This window comes from Geomonas sp. Red32, from assembly GCF_023652955.1.
Classification (GTDB): domain Bacteria; phylum Desulfobacterota; class Desulfuromonadia; order Geobacterales; family Geobacteraceae; genus Geomonas.
In genome coordinates, this window is the sequence record NZ_JAKLOY010000005.1 from 70,366 (window position 1) to 89,027 (window position 18,662).

The window sequence follows — 18,662 nt, forward strand, 5'->3', positions numbered from 1 at the left end:
CCCGCAGCCCTACTCCCCTCCCCTCCCCTACTCCCCTCCCCTCCCCTACTCCGCTTTTCCCACTGCCCGCGCCAGGTTGGCCATGGACATGTTGTAGTCGTAGACCGCCTGGAAGTAGGCGGCGCGCATCTTCGCGTACTGCTGGAGGGCGTCGAAGATGTCCTTGGCGGGCCCCACTCCGAAGTCGAAGTTGGCCAGCGCCGTCACCGCCCACTTCTTCGAATTCTCGTACCCCTTCCTGGTCGCCTCGATGGCGGCGGCCGCCTCCACCCCCTCGTCGTAGAACTTGGTGACCTCCAGGGGGATATTCTCCTCGGCAAACTGCTTCGTAGAGATCAGCCGGTCGTACTGCGCCTGTTCCTGGGAGATCTTCGCGGAGGTGATGCCGAAATCGAGCTTCCACTTGAGCCCGAGTGCCGCCCCGCCCCAGAAGTGATTGAACTCGTCGGGGACCCAGGGGTTGTTGACGCGGTCGCGCCCCGGGGAATCGGCGGCCGAAAGGGTGGCGCCGAGAAAGAAGTCGGGGTAGCGGGCTGCCTTGGCACCGGCGACCAGCTCCTCACGGGCCTTCAGCCCCTCTCGCACCTGCACGAACTCAGGGCGGCCGTCTTTGGCCTTGGCCACATACTCGTCCAACGGGGCCAACTGGTCGGCGACCCGGGTGAGCCGCCCGTCGGCGATCTCCAGCGGCTCACCGGGGGAGAGGCCGATGCGGGCCTTGAGAGCGGACAGCGCCAGGGTCTCCCCCTTGTTGGCCTCGGCGATGTACTTCTCGACTTCGCCTCCGAAGGCGTCGAGCTTGAAGACATCGGCCTCCTCGACGTTCTCCGAGTTCTGCTCGAGAAGCTTCTGCGCCTTCTTCTTGGCGTCGTTGAGGTCGTCGCGCACCTCGGCCAGCAGGGATTTCAGCTCGCGGGCCAGCAGCACTCCGTAGTAGTACTCCTTCACCTTGACCGCGATCTCGTTGCGCTTTTGCTCCTTGCGCGCCTTCTCCACCTCGATGCCGTGGGTGGCAGCGGACATGGCGTGGGAGAGCTTCCCGAAACTATAGATCGGCTGGATTAAGAGGACGTCGGCCCGCGAGAACCAGGTGAGGTCGGTGGAGTTGATGCTGTCGGGAGAGCTGACCTGGTTTCCCCTTGCCCGCGGCACCGGCCCGATCAGCCCGAGGACATCCACCTGTGGCCATCGCCACCCCTTGGCCTCGGAGAGCTTTCCGCTCATGAGCTCCACATCGGCCTGAGCCTCGCCCAGCTCCGGTGCGTGGGTCATTGCCCGCTCAAGGCACTCCCTCAAGCCGAGCGCCCCCTGTGGCGCCGCGTGAGCAGGGGTGACTCCGTAACCGAGGAAGATCGCCAGAAAAGCAGTGAAAACCACCACCGGGAAACGGTGCAGTTTGATATTTAAAAGCTGGAAGCTCATCGCTCTCACATCTCACCTCCTCCGTGCATTTCCCCTCCCCCGGAGAGGGGCCAGGGGGTGGGGTAGTCGGCGAAATCCCCCCTGTCCCCCCTTCGCAAAGGGGGGAACGCTCCGCCAACCAAGCCTATCCGTCCGGTCCCCCCTCCCCCGGAGGGAGGGGGCCAGGGGGTGGGGGAAGCCGGCCTCAGGCATCATTCCTTTAATCCACTTTCCCGTGGATGTACTTGCTTAACAGGTCCTCCAGATCCACCGACGACTCCGTTTCGCGGATGACGCCACCCGGGCCGATGGCGGTGTCCGAGCCGCCGGGCCTCAGGAGGATGAACTTGTCGCCGATGATCCCGCGCGTCCGCACCGAGGCGATCACGTCGTCCTGGAGTTTCACCGACCGCTGCAGCTTGAGGACGACCCGCGCCCTCCCGGCCTGCTTGGGATCGAGACCGATGCTGTCGACCTGTCCCACCTCCACGCCGGCGATCTCCACCGAGGCCCCCTTCTTGAGCCCCGATACCGAGTCGAAGAGAGCGTAGACCCGGTAGTTGTCCCCCCCGACGATCTCCAGTTTGCCGAGCCGGATCGAGAGGTAGCCGAGGCAGAGAATCCCTACCAGCACGAAGACGCCGACCAGCGTGTCCAAGCCAACCTTTTTGGTGTCCATGACGTTTGCCTCAAGCCTCGCTATCTGATCAGCCGGATCGGCCCGTCCAGGCTGCCGCTGATGAACTGGCGCACTACCGGGTTGGCGGAACCCTGCACCTGCCCGGGAGTCCCGCTCTCGATGATCTTTCCCCGGTAGAGAACGGCTACCCGGTCGGAGATGTCGAAGATCTCCGGGATCTCGTGGGAGACCACCACTGCCGTGTAGCCGAAGCGGCCGTGGGTTTCCTTGATCATCTGGTGGATGGCGCGGCAGATGACCGGGTCGAGCCCGGTGGTCGGCTCGTCGAAGAGGATGATGGCCGGGTCCATCAGGAGCGCGCGGGCAAGCCCCACCCTCTTTTTCATCCCCCCCGACAGCTCGTCCGGGTACTTCCGTTCCACGTCCGGGAGCCCGACGTGGGAAAGCGATTCCCTGACCCTTTGAGCGATCTCCGCGTCCGAGAGCTTGGTCTTCTCCTGCAGCGGGAACGCGACGTTCTCGAAGACGGTGAGCGAGTCGAAGAGGGCGGCGTTCTGGAAGAGCATGCCGAACTTCTCGCGCACCCGGTTGAGGGCGGTCCTCCCCATTCCGGAGATCTCCTCGCCGTCGACCGTCACCGTTCCGGTCTCCGGCTTCAACAGGCCGATCATGTGCTTGAGGAGCACACTCTTCCCCTCGCCCGATGGGCCGATGATGGCAGTGATGAGACCGGTCTCGATCTCGAGGTCCAGTTCGTCGAGGACCACCTGGCTGCCGAACGATTTTGTCACCCGCTCAAGCTTGATCATGGCGTCACAAAAGTACCGAAGTTATGAAGTAGTCCCAGATCAGGATCATGACGCTCGACATCACCACCGCGGTGGTGGTCGCCCTCGAAACCCCTTCGGCTCCGTGTCCCGTGTAGTACCCCTTGTAGCAGCAGATCCAGGAGACGATCCCCCCGAAGCAGACGGACTTGATCACCCCGGAGTAGACGTCCTTCCACTCCACGCTCTTTTGCATCTCGCCGAAGTAGGCGCCTGGATTGACCCCGAGGAGTTTGACGCCGACCAGGTACCCTCCCCAGATGCCGACCACATCGAAGATGGCGCAGAGAAGCGGCAAGGCGAGCAGCGAGGCCACCAGCTTGGGCGCCACCAGGTACTTGAACGGCTCGAGCGCCATGGTCTCCAGGGCGTCGATCTGCTCGGAGATCCGCATGATGCCGATTTCGGCGCTGATTGCGCTGCCGGCCCGCCCGGTCACCATGAGAGCGGAGAGGACCGGGCCGAGTTCCCTGATAAGGGAGAGAGCGACCGCCACACCGAGCATCCCTTCCGAGCCGAACTTGGTCAGCGTATAGTAACCCTGGAGCCCGAGCACCATTCCGGTGAAGGCGGCAGTCAGCACGATGACAAAGGAGGAGCGGACGCCGATAAAAATCATCTGCTTCAGTACGTGCCGCGGGTGCCCGGGAGACTTGATAGCGATGTAGAAGGCATAGAGGATGAAGTTGAACATCCTCCCCATCTCAGTGAGGCCGGCAAGAGTGAGTGCGCCGATTTTCCGAGTCAGAGTAATCATCGCTTCACCAATCGAAGGAGAGTCACAATGAAAGTGTAAGAGATGGGCCGGAATTGGCAAGGCAGGTTGAAAGCGAGGGGAGAGGGTGGCCGAAGGCCGGGTGAGGGGTAGCTTGCAGTATCAGACGAGCCGGGGGAGAACTTAGTGCTTCTCCCCCCAAAGCTCCTTCAGCCGGTAGATGCGTCCGCAGTTGTCGTGGTACTGCTTGTAGCGGTACGGTTCCTTCTTGTAGTACTGCTGATGGTATTCCTCAGCCTCGTAGAACTCCCCCGCCGGAACGATCTCGGTGGCAATCGGCCGTTCGAAGGTGTAGACCTCCAGCACTTCGCGCAGGGTGTCCTCCGCTATCCGCTTCTGGTTCTCGTCGAGGTAGAAGATCGCGGTCCGGTACTGGGTCCCGTAGTCGCAGAACTGGCGGTTACGGGTGGTGGGATCGATATTGCGCCAGAAGACCCGCACCAGCTCGCGGTAGCTGACCTTGGCGGGATCGAAGCGGATCCTTACCGCTTCGGCGTGGCCGGTTTCCCCCTGGCAGACCTCCTGGTAGCTCGGATTGGCAACCTCCCCGCCGATGTAGCCGGGCATGACCGAGACGACCCCGCCGATCTTATCGTAGACCGGCTCCATGCACCAGAAACATCCCCCGGCAAAGATGGCGGTCTCCAACCCTTTGGCCTCTGCATCTGCATTCATACACGCCTCCCGGCACCGTAAGCAGTAAATCGATTCTCCATCTCTCAAAGGGAGCCAGACAAAGATGTCATAAATAGTAGATGGGGAACTCCCGGCTGTAAAGGCGCGCCAAAAGGAAGCCGTTTCAAAGTAAAGACCCCGGCAGGAAATCCACCGGGGTCTTTTTGAGCAGGCGAGGAGAACCGGAGTTAGCCCGTTACCGCGAGGACCTCTTCGTAGGTGGTGATCCCTTCCAGCATCTTCCTGATGGCCAGCTCGCGCAGCGGGACCATGCCGTCGCGGCGGGCGGCCTCCTGGAGCGGGGCGAGGTCCATATGGTCGGCGATGACGCTCTTGGTAATCTCGTTCACGTCCATGATCTCGAAGATGCCAGTCCTTCCCTTGTAGCCGGTCCCCCGGCATTCGGGGCACCCCTCTCCGTAGGAGATCTTGTGGCTCCCTTTCAGCCCCAGGTACTCCCGCTCCTCCGGGGAGATGGCGCGATCCTTCTTGCAGGCCGGACAGATCTTCCTGAGGAGCCTTTGGGCTATCACGCCGATGATGGTGGAGGAGATCAGGAAGGCCGGGATCCCCAGGTCCAGCAGCCGCGTGATGGAGGAAGGAGCATCGTTCGTGTGCAAGGTGGAAAGCACCAGGTGGCCGGTCAGCGCCGCCTGCACCGCGTTCTCGGCCGTCTCGCGGTCGCGGATCTCGCCGATCATAATGATGTCGGGGTCCTGCCGGAGGATGTTTCTCAGCACCTTGTCGAAGGTCACCCCGATCGCGGTCTGCACCCCCACCTGGTTGAATTCCTCCATCACCATCTCGATCGGATCCTCCACCGTTACGATGTTGACCTCGGGGCTGGAAAGGGTCCGCAGCGTCGAGTAGAGGGTGGTGGTCTTGCCGCTGCCGGTCGGGCCGGTGACCAGGATGATGCCGTTGGGGCGGCGGATGTAGGAGTTGTACAGCTGGTACTCGCGGGGGTAGAACCCCACGTGGTCGAGGTCCTGCATCAGGATGTCGGGGTCGAAGATCCTGATGACCACCTTCTCGCCGAAGGCCACCGGCAGGGTGGAGACGCGGAGCTCGATCTCCTTGTCACCGTGGGCGGTCTTGATGCGGCCGTCCTGGGGGCGCCGTTTCTCGGCCAGGTCCATGCGGGAGAGCATCTTGATGCGCGAGACCATCGGGGGGTGAAGCTGTTTCGGGACGGCATGGATGTTGTGGAGCACCCCGTCCACCCGAAGCCGGACGAGCGACTTCTCGCGCTTGGGCTCGATGTGGATATCGCTCGCCCGCTGGTCGAAGGCGTACTGGAGGAGAAACTCCACCGCCGACACGATGTTGCGGTCGGTGCTCTCGATCTCGTGCCCCATCTTGAGCCGCACGAACTGCTCGAGGTTGCCGAGATCCACCGACGGCCCCACCTCGATCTCGGCCGCCTTCACCGAGGCGCGGAAGCCGAAGAACTCCCGGAGGATCTTCAGGATGTCGTTGCGGGAGGAGAGCACCCGGCGGAAATCCATCCGGGTGAGGTCCTTGAGCTCCTCGATGACCTCGTCATTGAAGGGGTCGGCGACCGCGATGGTCAGCACCCCGTCGCCGAGAGCGACCGGGACGATCAGGTTCTTGAGGGCGAAGGGGCGGGAGATGTGGGCGGTGACCAGCTCCAGGTCGAGCTTCATCGGGTTGATCTTCAGGTAGGGGAGCCCGACCGCCGAAGCGAGCATCTCGGTGATGGTGTCCTCGGTGAGGATCCTCCCTCCGGATCCCGCCACCTCGAGAGTGAAGGAGGCGATCACCTCGGCCGGGGAAGGCTTCTCGGGGACCTGCTGCAGCCGCCGGGAGTAACCCGCCTGCTGGGCCCCCGTCAGGCGCTGGGCCTGCGCCTCCCCCTTGGTCAGGATGAGGTTGAACTGCTCCTGGTCGATCAGTCCGCGCTGCAAAAGCATCTGACCGAGGTTCTTGAGAGTCACCGTCTTCTTTTTGTGCATAGAGGCGTCCTTTTTGGCCGGTGCCGATATGGCAGTATCCGGTAGAACCCGAGTAAAGTCAAGGGGCTGTGCCGTTGACAACGCGAGTGTGGCCGGTATCATTAACACGTCATGCCGCTTGGTGTTGCTGACGATCCCAAAGGAGGTAGACCATGTTCGAGCTTTTGGAGAAGGCGGCCCTTACCGCGCTGGGCGCCGCGGCGCTCACCCAGAAGAAAGGAGAGGAACTGGTGAAGGAGATGAAATCCCGCTACAAGGTAAGCGAGGAGGAGGGGAAGGCGTTCCTGGAAAGGCTCCAGGAGCTGGCCAAGACGGGGCGCGAGAAGACCCAGGAGATGGCCGAGGCCGAGGTCAAAAAGGCCATGGACCGCATGGGGGTGGTCTCCCGCGAGGAGTTCGACCGGCTGGAGCGCCGGGTCCGCGCACTGGAGGCCTTGCAGGCCTTGGAAGAGGAAGAGACCGGGGCCTAGATGCTGAGATTCATCCAGATAAACCGCAACGTCAGGAGTATCAAGCGCTACCGCCAGATCATCGCCGTGATGGGCGGCTACGGGCTGGAGCAGCTCCTCGAGTACCTGAACCTCACCCAGTTCGTGGCGGCCTCGCGCCGCGTGCTGCGCCGGTCGTCCAGGATCTCCCAACTCTCGGCCCCCCAAAGGCTCAGGCTCGCCATGGAGGAGCTCGGCCCCACCTTCATCAAGCTGGGGCAGCTCCTCTCCACCCGCGCCGACATCATTCCCCCCGCCTTCGTCCAGGAGTTCGCCCGCCTGCAGGACTCGGTCCCCTCTATTCCCTTCGAGCAGATCAGGGAGAAGATCGAGCGGGAGCTGGGGGTCCCCATCAGCTCCCGCTTCGCCCATATCGATCCCGAGCCGATCGCCGCCGCCTCCATTGCCCAGGTGCACCGCGCCCGCCTGTTGAGCGGCGAGGATGTGGTGGTCAAGGTGCGCCGCCCGGGGATCACCCAGCTGGTCGAGACCGACATCGACATCCTGATGGGGGTGGCCATCCTGGTCGAGCGGCACCTGGCGAGAAGCGACATCTACGACCCGGTGGCGGTAGTGAGGGAGTTCGCCTCCACCATCCGCCGGGAGATGGACTTCGCCCGCGAGGGGCATGCCATCGAGAAGATCCGCGATAACTTCCAAGGCGACCCGACCCTCTACTTCCCGGCCGTCTACTGGGAGGCGACCGCCAAGGGGGTCCTGACCATCGAGTACGTGGAAGGGATCAAGGTGAGCGACCACGCCGCCATCGATGCCGCCGGCCTCAACCGCCGCGAGATCGCCCACCGCGGCGCGGTAGTCTTCCTGAAGATGGTGCTCGAGCACGGCTTTTTCCACGGCGACCCCCACCCCGGCAACGTCCTCATCCTCCCGGGCAACGTGATCTGCCTCCTCGATTTCGGCATGGTGGGAAGGCTCGATCCCGGCATCAAGCGCTACCTGACCAACGTCCTCTCGGCGGTGACCAGGCGGGACGTGGACGAACTGGTGGAAACCATCACCTCCCAGGTGGAGGTCGGCGAGAACCTCAACGTCCCGGCTCTCAAGAAGGGGCTTTTGGAGTTCATCGACGGCTACTTCGAGATCCCGTTGAAGGATATCGAGGTAGGCCGCATGCTCCTCGAATTCATCGACCTGGTCTCCACCCACCGGATCCAGATCCCTCCCGACCTGACCTTCCTGGTCAAGGTGCTGGTGGTGGTCGAGGGGATGGGGAGGGAGCTCGATCCGCAGTTCGACATGGTCGGCCACCTGCGCCCCTTCCTCGAGCAGGCCTTCAGGGAGCAGCACTCGCCGTGGAACCTCATGCACGAGATGGAACAGGGCATGCAGGCGTATCTGGCGCTCTTTCGCAACTTCCCGCGCGAGTTGAAGGAGATCCTCAACAAGATCAACCGGAACAAGTTCAGGATCGACCTGGAACACCGGGGGCTCGACCGCTTCAGCCGGGAGCTCGACCGCTCCGCCAACCGCCTCTCCTTAAGCCTCATCATCGCGGCGCTCATCATCGGCTCCTCGATCGTCATGCAGACCAACCGCGGGCCGCTTTTGATGGGGATGCCCGCCTTCGCCTTCCTCGGCTTTCTCTGCGCGGGGATCGTCGGCTTCTGGTGGATGATCGCCATCCTGCGCTCCGGCCGCCTCTGACTGTTGCACAAATGCAACACTCAACCGTTGCTTTTGCACCACACGACACACCTCCCCGCCCCCTTGCGGCCACCTCCCCCCATGGGCCGCAACCGGCAAATCCTTTAATAATAACGACTTCCTTCCCAGACCAGACGGCGACCACATTTGGCCCGCTCCTTGCTAAATAGTCCGCATACTGATTATTTATTCCGGCCGGGAGCACGCCATGATATTCCAGAACACGTTGGGCAACAAAGTAACCTTCAGCGGCATCGGCCTTCATACCGGAAAGACCATCACCCTGACCCTGCGTCCGGCCGAGGCCGGCACCGGGATCGTCTTCCACCGGGTGGACATCTCTCCGGCGGTCTCGATCGAGGCCAAGGCGGCCAACGTGGTTGCCACCCGGCTCTCCACCACCATCGGGCACGACGGGGCCACCGTTTCCACCATCGAGCACCTGATGGCGGCCCTCTACGGCTGCGGGATCGACAACGCCCACATCGACATCGACGGGCCGGAAGTCCCCATCATGGATGGCAGCGCGGCACCGTTCGTGGAGAACATCGTCAAGGCTGGCTCCAAGGCCTGCGGCAAGGCCCCGCGGAAATACCTGGTGGTCAAGAAGCCGGTGACCGTCATCGAGGGGGACAAGCGGATCTCCATCATCCCCTCGCGCCACTACAAGATCTCCTTCGACATGGAGTTCGCCCACCCGGCGGTGCGCAGCCAGTTCCGCTCCATGGTCTTCAGCAACGACTGCTTCTCCCGTGAATTCGCCGCCGCCAGGACCTTCGGGTTCCTCGCCGAGGTTGAGATGATGAAGTCCCACGGCCTGGCCCTGGGGGGATCGCTCGAGAACGCCGTCGTCATCGGCGACGAAGGGATCCTCAACGAGGAAGGGCTCCGCTACCCGGACGAGTTCGTCCGCCACAAGATCCTCGACTCGGTGGGCGACCTGGCGCTGGCCGGCTACCGGCTGTTCGGGCACGTGAAGTCGGTCAAATCCGGCCACGACCTCAACCACAAGCTGGTCACCGAGCTCCTCAAGCGCACCGACGCCTACGCGATCGTGGAGCTTGCCCCCGAGGGTGTCCTCCCGATCAACATCGCCGCCCCGGAGTTCACCTACCAGGCCGCCTGATCCTGGTCCGTCACCAGAGCCGCACCGAGGCAGTCCCGCAAAGGGGCTGCCTTTTTTGCTGATTTCCGTCTGCATCTGCCCGTCCCCTATTGAGTAGCGGACGGTTTTCGTATAGAGTGGCACGATGCCGAAATCCCCAGAAAATCCGAGCAAAAAGGACCCGTCCGGGCCGGACCTCCCCCCGGGGGAGATCAGGAAGCGGAAGCGGGAGGCGGTCTTCATCTGCCTCTCCATTTTGAGCATCCTCCTTTTGACCGTGTTCGAGATCCACCTGTCGCGCCTTTCTTCCGAGGTGCCGATGGGGAGCAACATCGTCATCTTCGGGATCATCAACGTCATCATTCTCCTGATCATCCTGCTCATCTATCTCGTCTTCCGCAACATCACCAAGCTGGCCTTCGAGAGGCGCAAGAACGCCCCGGGGGCGAAACTCCGCACCAAGCTGGTGCTCGCCTTCGTGACCCTTTCGCTGGTCCCCACCATGCTGCTCTTCTTCGTCTCCGCCGGCTTCATCACCAACACCATCCAGAACTGGTTCAACAAGCAGGTGGAGAGCTCCCTCAACGAGTCGATGGAGGTCGCCCAGACCTACTACAAGAGCTCGGCCGCCAACGCGCTCTACTACGGACAGCAGATCGCCGAGATCGTCAAGGAACGGGAGCTTCTCAACGAGGACAACCTCCCCAAGCTGAAGAACCTGGTCCGGCAAAAGCAGAAGGAATACAACCTGGGCGTCGTGGAGGTCTTCTCCTCCCAGCGCGAGGAGCTGATCCGGGCCGCCAACCCGAAGGTGCCGCTGGGTGAATTCACCAACCCATCCTCCGACGACATCAAGGTGGGGCTCGCCGGCGACGAGCTGACCAGGATCAGCGCGGCGGGCAAGGCGGACCTGATCCGCGGCATCGTCCCGGTCCGCTCCAACTGGAATAACAAGGACGTGGTCGGGGTCATCGTCGTCAACTACTACGTCCCCTACTCGCTGGTGGCCAAGATGCGGGAGATCTCCGCCTCCTACCACGAGTTCCGCCAGCTGAAGATCATGAAGAACCCGATCGCCACCGGGTACATCCTCACCCTCTTCCTGATCACCATGGTGATCGTCTTCCTGGCGGTATGGTTCGGGGTCTACCTCGCGAGAAGCCTCACCGACCCGATCCGGCAGCTCGCCGAGGCGACCCGGCAGGTGGCCGAGGGGAACCTCGACGTGCACCTCGGGGAGACCGGACACGACGAGATCGGGATGCTCATCTCCTCCTTCAACCGGATGACCCAGGACCTGCGCGAGAACCAGGCGGCCCTGCAACGGACCAACGAGGAGCTCCAAAAGTCCAACCTCGAGCTGGAGCAGCGCCGCCGCTACATGGAGACCGTGCTCGCCAACGTCAACGCGGGGATCATCTCGGTCGACAAGGACGGCCTCCTCACCACGGTCAACAAGTCGGCCGAGAAGCTATTGGCCATCAACCTCGACAAGGTGGGGGGGAAGAACTTCCGCGAGGTGCTCTGCGTCGAGCACCTGGACATCGTGAAGGGTCTTTTGCGCGACATGGTCCTCGCCAAGCAGGATGCGATCACGCGCCAGATCACCATCACCGTACGCGGCCAGGAGGTGACGCTCCTCTCCAACCTGACCGTTTTGAAGGACGAGAACGACGTCTTTATGGGTATGGTCGTGGTGCTCGACGACCTCACCAGCCTGATCAAGGCCCAGCGCATGGCGGCCTGGCGCGAGGTGGCGAGAAGGATCGCCCACGAGATCAAGAACCCGCTCACCCCGATCCAGCTCTCGGCCCAGCGGCTGAGAAAACGCTACCTGTCCCGCTTCGAGGGGGAGGAGCAGGTCTTCGACGAGTGCACCGCCATGATCATCAAGTCGGTGGACGAGCTCAAGGGGCTGGTCGACGAGTTCTCCAAGTTCGCCCGCATGCCGGCCGCGGTACCGAGGCCCAACGACTTGAACGAGCTTTTACGGGAGGCGCTCACCCTCTACGTCGAGGCGCACCGCCACATCCGCTTCACCTTGAAGGCCGACCCCGGCCTCCCGAAGATCATGCTCGACCGCGACCAGATCAAGCGGGTGCTGATCAACCTTTTGGACAACGCGGTGGCCGCCATCGAGGGAGAGGGGGAGGTCGAGATCTCGAGCGCCTTCGATCCGGTCCTGAAGATGGCCACCTTTACCGTATCCGACACCGGTCACGGCATCTCCGCCGAGGACCGCCCGCGGCTCTTCGAGCCGTACTTCTCCCGCAAGAAGAGCGGGACCGGCCTTGGGCTCGCCATCGTCAACACCATCATCACCGACCACCACGGCTTCATCAGGGCCAAGGAAAACCTCCCCAAGGGGAGCCGGTTCATCATCGAGCTCCCCGCGGACGCCGCATAAGAGAATTTCTACCGTCTACCGCAGGCCGCGTTGAACGGCCTCATCGTGAAACGCGGCGATCACCGTGACCGCAAAATACCGTCGCGTATCGTACCTCGACGCGGCCTACATCTAATAACGACAGACAATGAACAAACCGACCCGACCGAAAAGACCGTGGCTTTTGCCCCTCATCCTGGCGATCATCTCCATCGTGGTGGTGGGGGCCAGCCTCTCGCTCCGCTATCTCGACCTCGACACCTACAAGGCGCAGATCGTCTCCCAAGTGAAGAGCGCCCTCAAGCGCGACCTAAGCTATCAATCCGGCGACTTCTCCCTCCGTTACGGCCCCTCCTTCACCTTCTGGGGGGTGACCATCAAGGAGAAGGACGGGGTCACCGACTTCATCAAGACCGACCGGCTGATCCTGCGGTTCGCCATCCTCCCGCTTCTGCACGGCAAGATCGCCCTCTCCCGGATGCGGCTCGACCAGCCGGACATAAAGCTCAGCCGCGACGCCAGCGGGACCTTCAACATCAGCGACCTCCTGAACCGCCCGGAGGGGGGTACTGCCCCCGGCATCGGCGGCATCGAGGTGAAGCAGGGGAGGATCACCTTCACCGATGCGGCGGCGGGTCCCCAGCCGCTGGTCACCACCCTTACCGATACCGCCCTCTACCTGAGCCGGCTCACCCGCGGGAAATCCTGCGACGTCGAGCTCTCCGGCTCGCTCGTCACCGGCTCCCGCCGGGTCCCCATCTTCGTAGGCGGGGACGTGGTGCTTCCGCACCAGAACGAATCCTGGAAAAACTGCCAGATCAACGTGCGGGTCAAGACGGGGGGGATCGACACCGCCCACTTCTGGCCTTACTACGGCCGCTTCCTCCCCTTCAAGAGCCTCGGGGGAACGGTGGCACTGCAGGGTAGCTTCAAGGGGCGCCCCACCGCCTTTCACTCCAAGCCCGAATTCACCATCGCCGGACTGCAGATGGATTATCCCCAGGTGTTCCATGCCCATCTGAGTCCCCGCCTGGTCAAGGGCTCCTGCGACCTCGAGCTCAAGGACCAGCACCTCAACATCGACGCCATCAAGCTCGACGTCGACGGCGGGCTCAAGGTACAGGGGAGCTGCCGCCTCTCGGACCTCAACTCGAAGGACCTGCGGATCACCGCCAAGGCGACCACCAGCAGGTTCAACCTGGCCGACTACCGCCAGTTCATCCCCTACGGAATCATCGTCAAGGACACCGCCGACTTCATCGAGAGGAAGATCCTGGGGGGGCGCTACAAGCTCGAAGAGGGAAGACTGGACGGCAGGGTGAGCCAGATCCTCCACATGGAGAAAGGGCAGAATTACAACATCCTCTACGTCAGGGCCCACGTCGACGACGGGGTGGTTGCCTACGGCGGAGGCTTCCCGGTGGTGAGCGCCATTTCCGGGGAGCTCTTCATGGAAGGTAAAGACTTCATCCTGAAAGGGATGAAGGCCAAGTTCGGCACCTCCCCCATGACCCTCGATGGCCGGATCACCGACTACCCGCTCGATACCCCCTGCCGCTATCCCTTCACGGCCGTCGTGCAGCCGCGGCTTCCCGAAGCGGCCTGGGTGCTCGGGCATCCCCAGGGGCTCACCCTTTCCGACGGGGGGACCGTAAAGATCACGGCGGACGGCGGAACCTCCGCGTACCGCATGAACTGCGAAGCCGATCTCGGCAAGGCTGCCTATTCGCTCCCCGATCTCGTGGTGAAACCGCAGGGGCGCGCCAATACGCTGGCGCTGCAGGTGACCTTCGAGAAGGAACTTTTCCGGATCGCGGGGCTCACCTACCACCTGGCGCCCCTCACCCTCAACGCCTCCACCGTCAGCCACTACGACGGCCCGATGAGCCTCGAGCTCAAAACGAACCAGTTCCAGGTGGGGGAGGTGGCCCCGCTCCTTCCGGCCCTGGCCAAGTACCACCCGGCCGGGAAGGTGCTGGCCAACCTGCACGGCACCGGGCCGTCGCTGGCCAAGCTCAACTGGGGAGGAAGCGTCGATGTGGCAGGCGTTTCGCTTCGTCCCGGCGACAAGGTCAAGCCGTTGAGCGGCGCCACCGGGACCCTTAAATTCAGCGGCGAGACGGTGGGAACCTCGCAGCTTACCGTGCGGCTGGGAAGCTCCATCCTGAGCGGGCACGGGAGCCTCACCGGCTTCAAAAGCCCCGCCGTTTCCGCCGTCTTCTCCTCCCCATCCCTCGACCTCGCCGACGTGGGGATCCCGGCCGGGAAGCACCCGGTGCGGGCCGAGCGGGTACAGGGCACCCTCACCTACCACCGCGACCGCGACCGGCTCCAGATCTCCGCGCTCTCCGGCTACCTCGGGAAGAGCCAGCTCCACATCCGGGGAGCCATCGAGGACCTCCAGCATCCCAAGGGGGAGCTTTCGGTGAACTCCTCCCACCTGGAGGTCGAGGACCTCACCCCGGTCTTCGGCTCGGGGAGCGGCGACATGCGCCCGGCCCTGAAGATCCACCTGGCCGCCGCCGAAGGGCGCTGGAAGGAGATCCAGTTCCAGAGGCTCAAGGGGGTGGCGACCATCGAGGATAAGGTCCTCGAGCTGCAGCCGCTCGACTTCGAGACCATGGAGGGAGCGGTCAACGCCAAGGGGAGGGTCGACCTCGGCCCCGGGCCGACCCGCTACCAGCTGACCTGCTCCATGGAGAAGGTCTCCGCCGACCAGCTTTTGCGCGCGATGGGGGTCAAAAAGCAGGAGCTGACCGGGACCGTCTCGGCCAAAGGGGAATTGACCGCGCGGGGAGACAGCTCCCTCGAGCTGAGGAAGACGGTCTCCGGCAGCGTTAAGCTCCGGGCCGAGAAGGGAACCCTGAAGCGGTTCGCCACCCTTTCCAAGATATTCTCCATCCTGAACGTCTCGCAGCTCTTCAGAGGGAAACTCCCGGACATGGTCTCGGGGGGAATGCCCTACAACAAGATCACCGGCGACTTCAGCATCAAGGACGGCGTGGCCACCACCCAGAACCTCTTCATGGACAGCAACGCGATCAACCTTTCGGCGGTGGGGAGACTCGACCTGGGAAGGGATGAGATCGACATGAACATCGGCGTCCAGCCGCTGCAGACGGTGGACAAGGTGGTAAGCAGGATCCCGATCGTCGGGTGGATACTCACCGGGAAGGATCATTCCCTCATAACCACCTACTTCGAGGCAAAAGGGAAGATCGAGGATCCTCAGGTCAAGGCGGTTCCGGTAAAATCACTGGCAAAAGGGGTGATCAACATATTCAAGCGGGTGTTTGAGCTGCCCGCCCGGCTCATAACCGATACGGGAGAAGTCATCATCGGTAAGTAGCCGTGACAGAGAGAGACCCGGCGGGATCGGGGATATCCCTGTAAAATTTTTCTATTGTCAATGGGCACAAACAGTGCTATTTTCACCAACGCCCAAGCTTAATAACATCCAACCTGGAGGAAACTGTGAAGAACACTTTGGTAGTCATGTTGGCAATCGTTGCCATAGCCGCTGCCGGCTGCAAAAAAAGCGAAGAGGCCCCGAAAGCTGCGGCTCCTGAAGCAGCTGCTCCCGCAGGGCAGGCTGCAGCTCCGGGCGCTAACCCGCACGCTGGTCTGAAGCCGCAGGAAGTCAAGCCGGGAACCGGACACAAAGGGAAGGTCCTCGAGACCATGGACTCCGGCGGGTACACCTACGTCCTCGTTGACGAGGGTGGCCAGAAGGTCTGGGTTGCCGCTATGCAGACCCCGGTGAAAGTGGGCGACACCGTTGAATTCCCCGACTCCCCGCCGATGATCAACTTCCAGAGCAAGACTCTGAAGCGCACCTTCGACAAGATCATCTTCGCTCCGGGCCTGGCCGTCAACAAGTAAGCCAACGCCAAAGCTGAAAACATAAAGGGGTGGAACCACTGGTTCCACCCCTTTTGTTTTTTCGTGTTAGCCGACTTTCGTCTCCTACCGGCACGCCTCCATCCCTTCCAGGGCCACCGTGTGCTGGGGATCGAGCTTGAGCGCCTCCTTGAAGTGCTTCTCCGCCCCCCGCCGGTCCCCTCCCTCCAGGGCCAGCTCCCCGAGCGAGAGGAAGGCCGGGAGATGGCGCGGCACCAGCTTCGCCACCTTGCGGTAGCACTCCGACGCCTTGGCGAGATCCCCCGTGCGCGCCAGCAGCCCGCCAAGGAGGAGGTGCCCCCAGGGGTTCTCCGGCTCTCTGCGGGCGATGGAGCGGTAGACGGCTGCCGCCTCGTCCCAGGCCCCCTCCCCTTCCAGCGACTCCCCGCAGAGCATCTCGGTCACCAGCGACCACCCGAGAAGCTTCCGCTGCCGTTCGAAGTCCTCCAGTGTGTAGGCGCCGCGGGCCCCCACCCGTTCGAGTGTCTTCAAAAGCCGCGTCCGGCTCTTCTCGACGAACGGGTCGCGGCGGACCAGGAATCCCTCTCCCGACGGCCGCTCGAAGAGGTCGGCCGGTACCGTCCCTTCCCGGACCGCGCCGTCGAAGAGCCGGGTCCCCGGATAGTAGACCAGCGGCGAGACCTGCCCGTCGTGCGGTTTGATGGTCTCGATGAGGCGCAGGCTCTCCTTGAGGTGCCCCTCGTTCTCTCCGGGGATGCCGGTAATGAGATAGACCGAGAGGTTGATCCCCACCTTGCGGACCGCCTCGGCGGCAGTTTCGACCTCGTGGGGACGGATCCGCTTCCCGAGCGCCTTCAGCATCTCGGGTGCCCCGGACTCGACCCCGAACTGGATGCACTCGCAGCCGGCCAGTTTCATGGCCCGCAGCATCTCCTCGTCCACGGCGTTGACCCGCGACTGGCAGTTCCAGAGGACCGGCAACCGTTCCTCGCGGATCAGCCGGCAGATCTCGAGCACCCGCTTGCGGTCGGAGGTGAAGGTATCGTCCCGGAACGAGAAATAGAGAAGGCCGTAGCGCTCGATCAGCATCTTGAGCTCGGCGACCACCGAGGCCGGGGAGCGGAAGCGGACGCCGCGCCCCCAGAAAAGGGGAGAGGAACAGAAGAGGCAGCTGGCCGGGCATCCCCGCGAGGTGATGACGAACTCCAACTGGCGCCGGTAATCGACTCCGAAGCTCTCCCCGGTGCTCTCCCCCGCCAGGGGAAGGAGGTCCAGTTCGGCCACCGGGGCGCGGTGGGGAGTGGCGGCCGGGGTGCCGTCCACCCGGCAGGCGAGTCCCGCCACCTCGGCGAGCGTGCCGCCGGCGGAAAGACGGCCGAGGAGCTCCACCAGGGTCTCCTCTCCCTCGCCGATGGCTACCGCGTCGATCTCGGGATGACGGGCCAGGAGGTCAGGCCAGGCATGGGTCGCGTGCGGGCCTCCCAAGACCACCACGGTGGCCGGGTTCAGCTCCTTGGCGATCCTCGCGATGGCCAGGGTCTCCACGCGATTGTGGGTGAACTGGGAGAGCCCCACGAGCTCAGGGCGCAGGCGCTGGAGGAGGCTCTTCACCTCACGCCTGGGGACGCCGGAGAGGTTGGCCAGGGTGGAGCGGTGCCCGGCCTTCCTGGCGGCGGCGTCCAGGGTCAAAAGCCCGGCCGGGAGCAGGGAGGTGAAGGGGTCGTCGGCCCCCTCGGGATGTGACTGGTAGGCAAGGAGGATGTTCATCTGCACCCATAAAAAAATCCGGCCCAAGGGGCCGGATTCGTGAAAGTTCGCTGGAAAGGGGTCCCGGAGCTACTGGCTCGCCAGGCCGAGGGTGTCGTTTTGCTGGGCCTCGTCGGCGCTTTCCTCCTCAACACCCAGCATCAGGTCGTCGAGCTTGAAGATGTCGGGATTAACCTTGGTGATCCGCTTGGCCCCAAGGTAACGGGAGCGGTAGTAGGGGGTGTTCATCGGGGAAATCACCACGCGGCGGTCGCGGGAGGAGGCGTGGATCATCTTGTTGTTGCCGAGGTAGATGCCGACGTGGGAGGCATAGGAGGCGTAGGTGCTGAAGAAGATCAGGTCCCCTTTCTGCAGGTCGCCCGGGGCTACCGCGCTCCCCACCTCGAACTGCTCGCGCGCGGTGCGCGGGAGGGAGACTTCCAGCTCGCGGAAGACCTTCTGCACGAACCCGGAGCAGTCGATCCCGCTCACCCGGGAGGTGCCGCCGAAACGGTAGCGGGTACCCAGGAAGCCGTAGGCCGATTTCTTGAGCTCGCTCACGCCGTCGACCTTGAGCTCGGCGCTCTTCTTCAGGTCGACCGGGCTGTCGGTCCCCAGGTCTTCGGCCAGCTCCTGGAGGCTCTGCTCGTAATCCTTCTCGCTGAAAAGGTCGCTATGGCGAAGCAAAAGCTTCTTGGCAACCTTCGGACGGGACTCCTCGACCGGAGCCGCTTCCCTGAGCGCCAGCACCCTCCCCGCTCTAACCTTCTTGCCGGTGATACCATTCAACCGCTTGAGCTCTGCCACGGAAACGCCGGTCTTCTTGGCGATGCGGGCAAGCGTCTCGGTCCGTTTTACCTTGTAGCTGGAGGATCCCGCGGAGGAAGACGCCGAGGCGACGGTCCTGGGAGGGATGACCAAAACGGAACGGGGCTTGAGCTTGTTGCCGACCAGGTTGTTGGCGGCTTTGAGTTCTTCGACGGTTACGTGGTACTTCTTGGCGAGGCTATGTACGGTTTCGTTCTTTTTAACGCGGTGAGTCTTGGCGGCGAGGGCCAGCGAAGGGAAGGAAAGGATAAGCAGGCATATGGCTAGGAGCTTAAGTCGATATGTCATG

14 protein-coding genes are annotated in these 18,662 nt (G+C 63.1%); 6 read left to right on the forward strand and 8 right to left on the reverse strand.

The genetic code is table 11. The annotated features are described in order from the left end of the window. Positions 1-45: 45 nt before the first annotated feature. The 6 genes from L4X63_RS14210 to L4X63_RS14235 all read right to left on the reverse strand — a co-directional run bounded on the left by L4X63_RS14210 (position 46) and on the right by L4X63_RS14235 (position 6,294). Entirely contained in the window at positions 46-1,422 is a 1,377-nt protein-coding gene (locus L4X63_RS14210) for a TolC family protein (protein ID WP_250679578.1), read from the reverse strand. A 199-nt stretch (positions 1,423-1,621) separates the two neighbouring features. Further along, entirely contained in the window at positions 1,622-2,080 is a 459-nt protein-coding gene (mlaD, locus tag L4X63_RS14215; protein WP_250679304.1) for an outer membrane lipid asymmetry maintenance protein MlaD, read from the reverse strand. Positions 2,081-2,100: 20 nt separating this feature from the next. Further along, positions 2,101-2,850, reverse strand: coding sequence for an ABC transporter ATP-binding protein (locus L4X63_RS14220; protein WP_250679305.1), 750 nt, complete (start codon positions 2,848-2,850; stop codon positions 2,101-2,103). Between the two features lie 4 nt (positions 2,851-2,854). Continuing rightward, positions 2,855-3,625: an MlaE family ABC transporter permease gene (locus L4X63_RS14225; protein WP_250679306.1), complete on the reverse strand. Its 771-nt coding sequence runs from the start codon at positions 3,623-3,625 to the stop codon at positions 2,855-2,857. 141 nt (positions 3,626-3,766) lie between these two features. Further along, positions 3,767-4,318 (reverse strand): peptide-methionine (S)-S-oxide reductase MsrA, encoded by a 552-nt coding sequence (msrA, locus tag L4X63_RS14230; RefSeq protein ID WP_250679307.1) that lies wholly within the window; start codon positions 4,316-4,318, stop codon positions 3,767-3,769. A gap of 188 nt (positions 4,319-4,506) precedes the next feature. After that, positions 4,507-6,294, reverse strand: coding sequence for a GspE/PulE family protein (locus L4X63_RS14235; RefSeq protein ID WP_250679308.1), 1,788 nt, complete (start codon positions 6,292-6,294; stop codon positions 4,507-4,509). Positions 6,295-6,446: 152 nt separating this feature from the next. On the opposite strand from L4X63_RS14235, the gene L4X63_RS14240 reads away from it, so the two are divergent. From L4X63_RS14240 to L4X63_RS14265, 6 genes are all read left to right on the forward strand, one after another. Next, positions 6,447-6,764: a phasin family protein gene (locus L4X63_RS14240; protein WP_250679309.1), complete on the forward strand. Its 318-nt coding sequence runs from the start codon at positions 6,447-6,449 to the stop codon at positions 6,762-6,764. Beyond that, a complete protein-coding gene (locus tag L4X63_RS14245; RefSeq protein WP_250679310.1) occupies positions 6,765-8,447 on the forward strand; it encodes an ABC1 kinase family protein in 1,683 nt (560 codons plus the stop codon). A 208-nt stretch (positions 8,448-8,655) separates the two neighbouring features. Beyond that, positions 8,656-9,573 (forward strand): UDP-3-O-acyl-N-acetylglucosamine deacetylase, encoded by a 918-nt coding sequence (lpxC, locus tag L4X63_RS14250; protein ID WP_250679311.1) that lies wholly within the window; start codon positions 8,656-8,658, stop codon positions 9,571-9,573. Positions 9,574-9,697: 124 nt separating this feature from the next. Further along, the gene (locus L4X63_RS14255) at positions 9,698-11,959 is read left to right on the forward strand and encodes a sensor histidine kinase (RefSeq protein WP_250679312.1); all 2,262 of its coding nucleotides are present in this window, start codon (positions 9,698-9,700) and stop codon (positions 11,957-11,959) included. A gap of 127 nt (positions 11,960-12,086) precedes the next feature. Continuing rightward, positions 12,087-15,287: a DUF3971 domain-containing protein gene (locus L4X63_RS14260; protein WP_250679313.1), complete on the forward strand. Its 3,201-nt coding sequence runs from the start codon at positions 12,087-12,089 to the stop codon at positions 15,285-15,287. Positions 15,288-15,412: 125 nt separating this feature from the next. Continuing rightward, positions 15,413-15,820, forward strand: coding sequence for a hypothetical protein (locus L4X63_RS14265; RefSeq protein ID WP_250679314.1), 408 nt, complete (start codon positions 15,413-15,415; stop codon positions 15,818-15,820). A gap of 84 nt (positions 15,821-15,904) precedes the next feature. Here the strand turns inward: L4X63_RS14265 and L4X63_RS14270 are convergent, their stop codons facing one another. Both L4X63_RS14270 and L4X63_RS14275 read right to left on the reverse strand, forming a co-directional pair. Further along, positions 15,905-17,566 carry a B12-binding domain-containing radical SAM protein gene (locus L4X63_RS14270; protein ID WP_250679315.1) on the reverse strand — a complete coding sequence of 554 codons (1,662 nt, stop codon included), beginning with the start codon at positions 17,564-17,566 and terminating at the stop codon, positions 15,905-15,907. Positions 17,567-17,635: 69 nt separating this feature from the next. Continuing rightward, a complete protein-coding gene (locus L4X63_RS14275) occupies positions 17,636-18,661 on the reverse strand; it encodes a C40 family peptidase (RefSeq protein WP_250679316.1) in 1,026 nt (341 codons plus the stop codon). Between the last annotated feature and the right edge of the window lies 1 nt (position 18,662).

Coding starts and splice junctions, on each gene's coding strand:
- L4X63_RS14210 (WP_250679578.1), bottom strand. CDS start 1,422: ATGAGCTTCCAGCTTTTAAATATCAAACTGCACCGTTTCCCGGTGGTG.
- mlaD (WP_250679304.1), bottom strand. CDS start 2,080: ATGGACACCAAAAAGGTTGGCTTGGACACGCTGGTCGGCGTCTTCGTG.
- L4X63_RS14220 (WP_250679305.1), bottom strand. CDS start 2,850: ATGATCAAGCTTGAGCGGGTGACAAAATCGTTCGGCAGCCAGGTGGTC.
- L4X63_RS14225 (WP_250679306.1), bottom strand. CDS start 3,625: ATGATTACTCTGACTCGGAAAATCGGCGCACTCACTCTTGCCGGCCTC.
- msrA (WP_250679307.1), bottom strand. CDS start 4,318: ATGAATGCAGATGCAGAGGCCAAAGGGTTGGAGACCGCCATCTTTGCC.
- L4X63_RS14235 (WP_250679308.1), bottom strand. CDS start 6,294: ATGCACAAAAAGAAGACGGTGACTCTCAAGAACCTCGGTCAGATGCTT.
- L4X63_RS14240 (WP_250679309.1), top strand. CDS start 6,447: ATGTTCGAGCTTTTGGAGAAGGCGGCCCTTACCGCGCTGGGCGCCGCG.
- L4X63_RS14245 (WP_250679310.1), top strand. CDS start 6,765: ATGCTGAGATTCATCCAGATAAACCGCAACGTCAGGAGTATCAAGCGC.
- lpxC (WP_250679311.1), top strand. CDS start 8,656: ATGATATTCCAGAACACGTTGGGCAACAAAGTAACCTTCAGCGGCATC.
- L4X63_RS14255 (WP_250679312.1), top strand. CDS start 9,698: ATGCCGAAATCCCCAGAAAATCCGAGCAAAAAGGACCCGTCCGGGCCG.
- L4X63_RS14260 (WP_250679313.1), top strand. CDS start 12,087: ATGAACAAACCGACCCGACCGAAAAGACCGTGGCTTTTGCCCCTCATC.
- L4X63_RS14270 (WP_250679315.1), bottom strand. CDS start 17,566: ATGAACATCCTCCTTGCCTACCAGTCACATCCCGAGGGGGCCGACGAC.
- L4X63_RS14275 (WP_250679316.1), bottom strand. CDS start 18,661: ATGACATATCGACTTAAGCTCCTAGCCATATGCCTGCTTATCCTTTCC.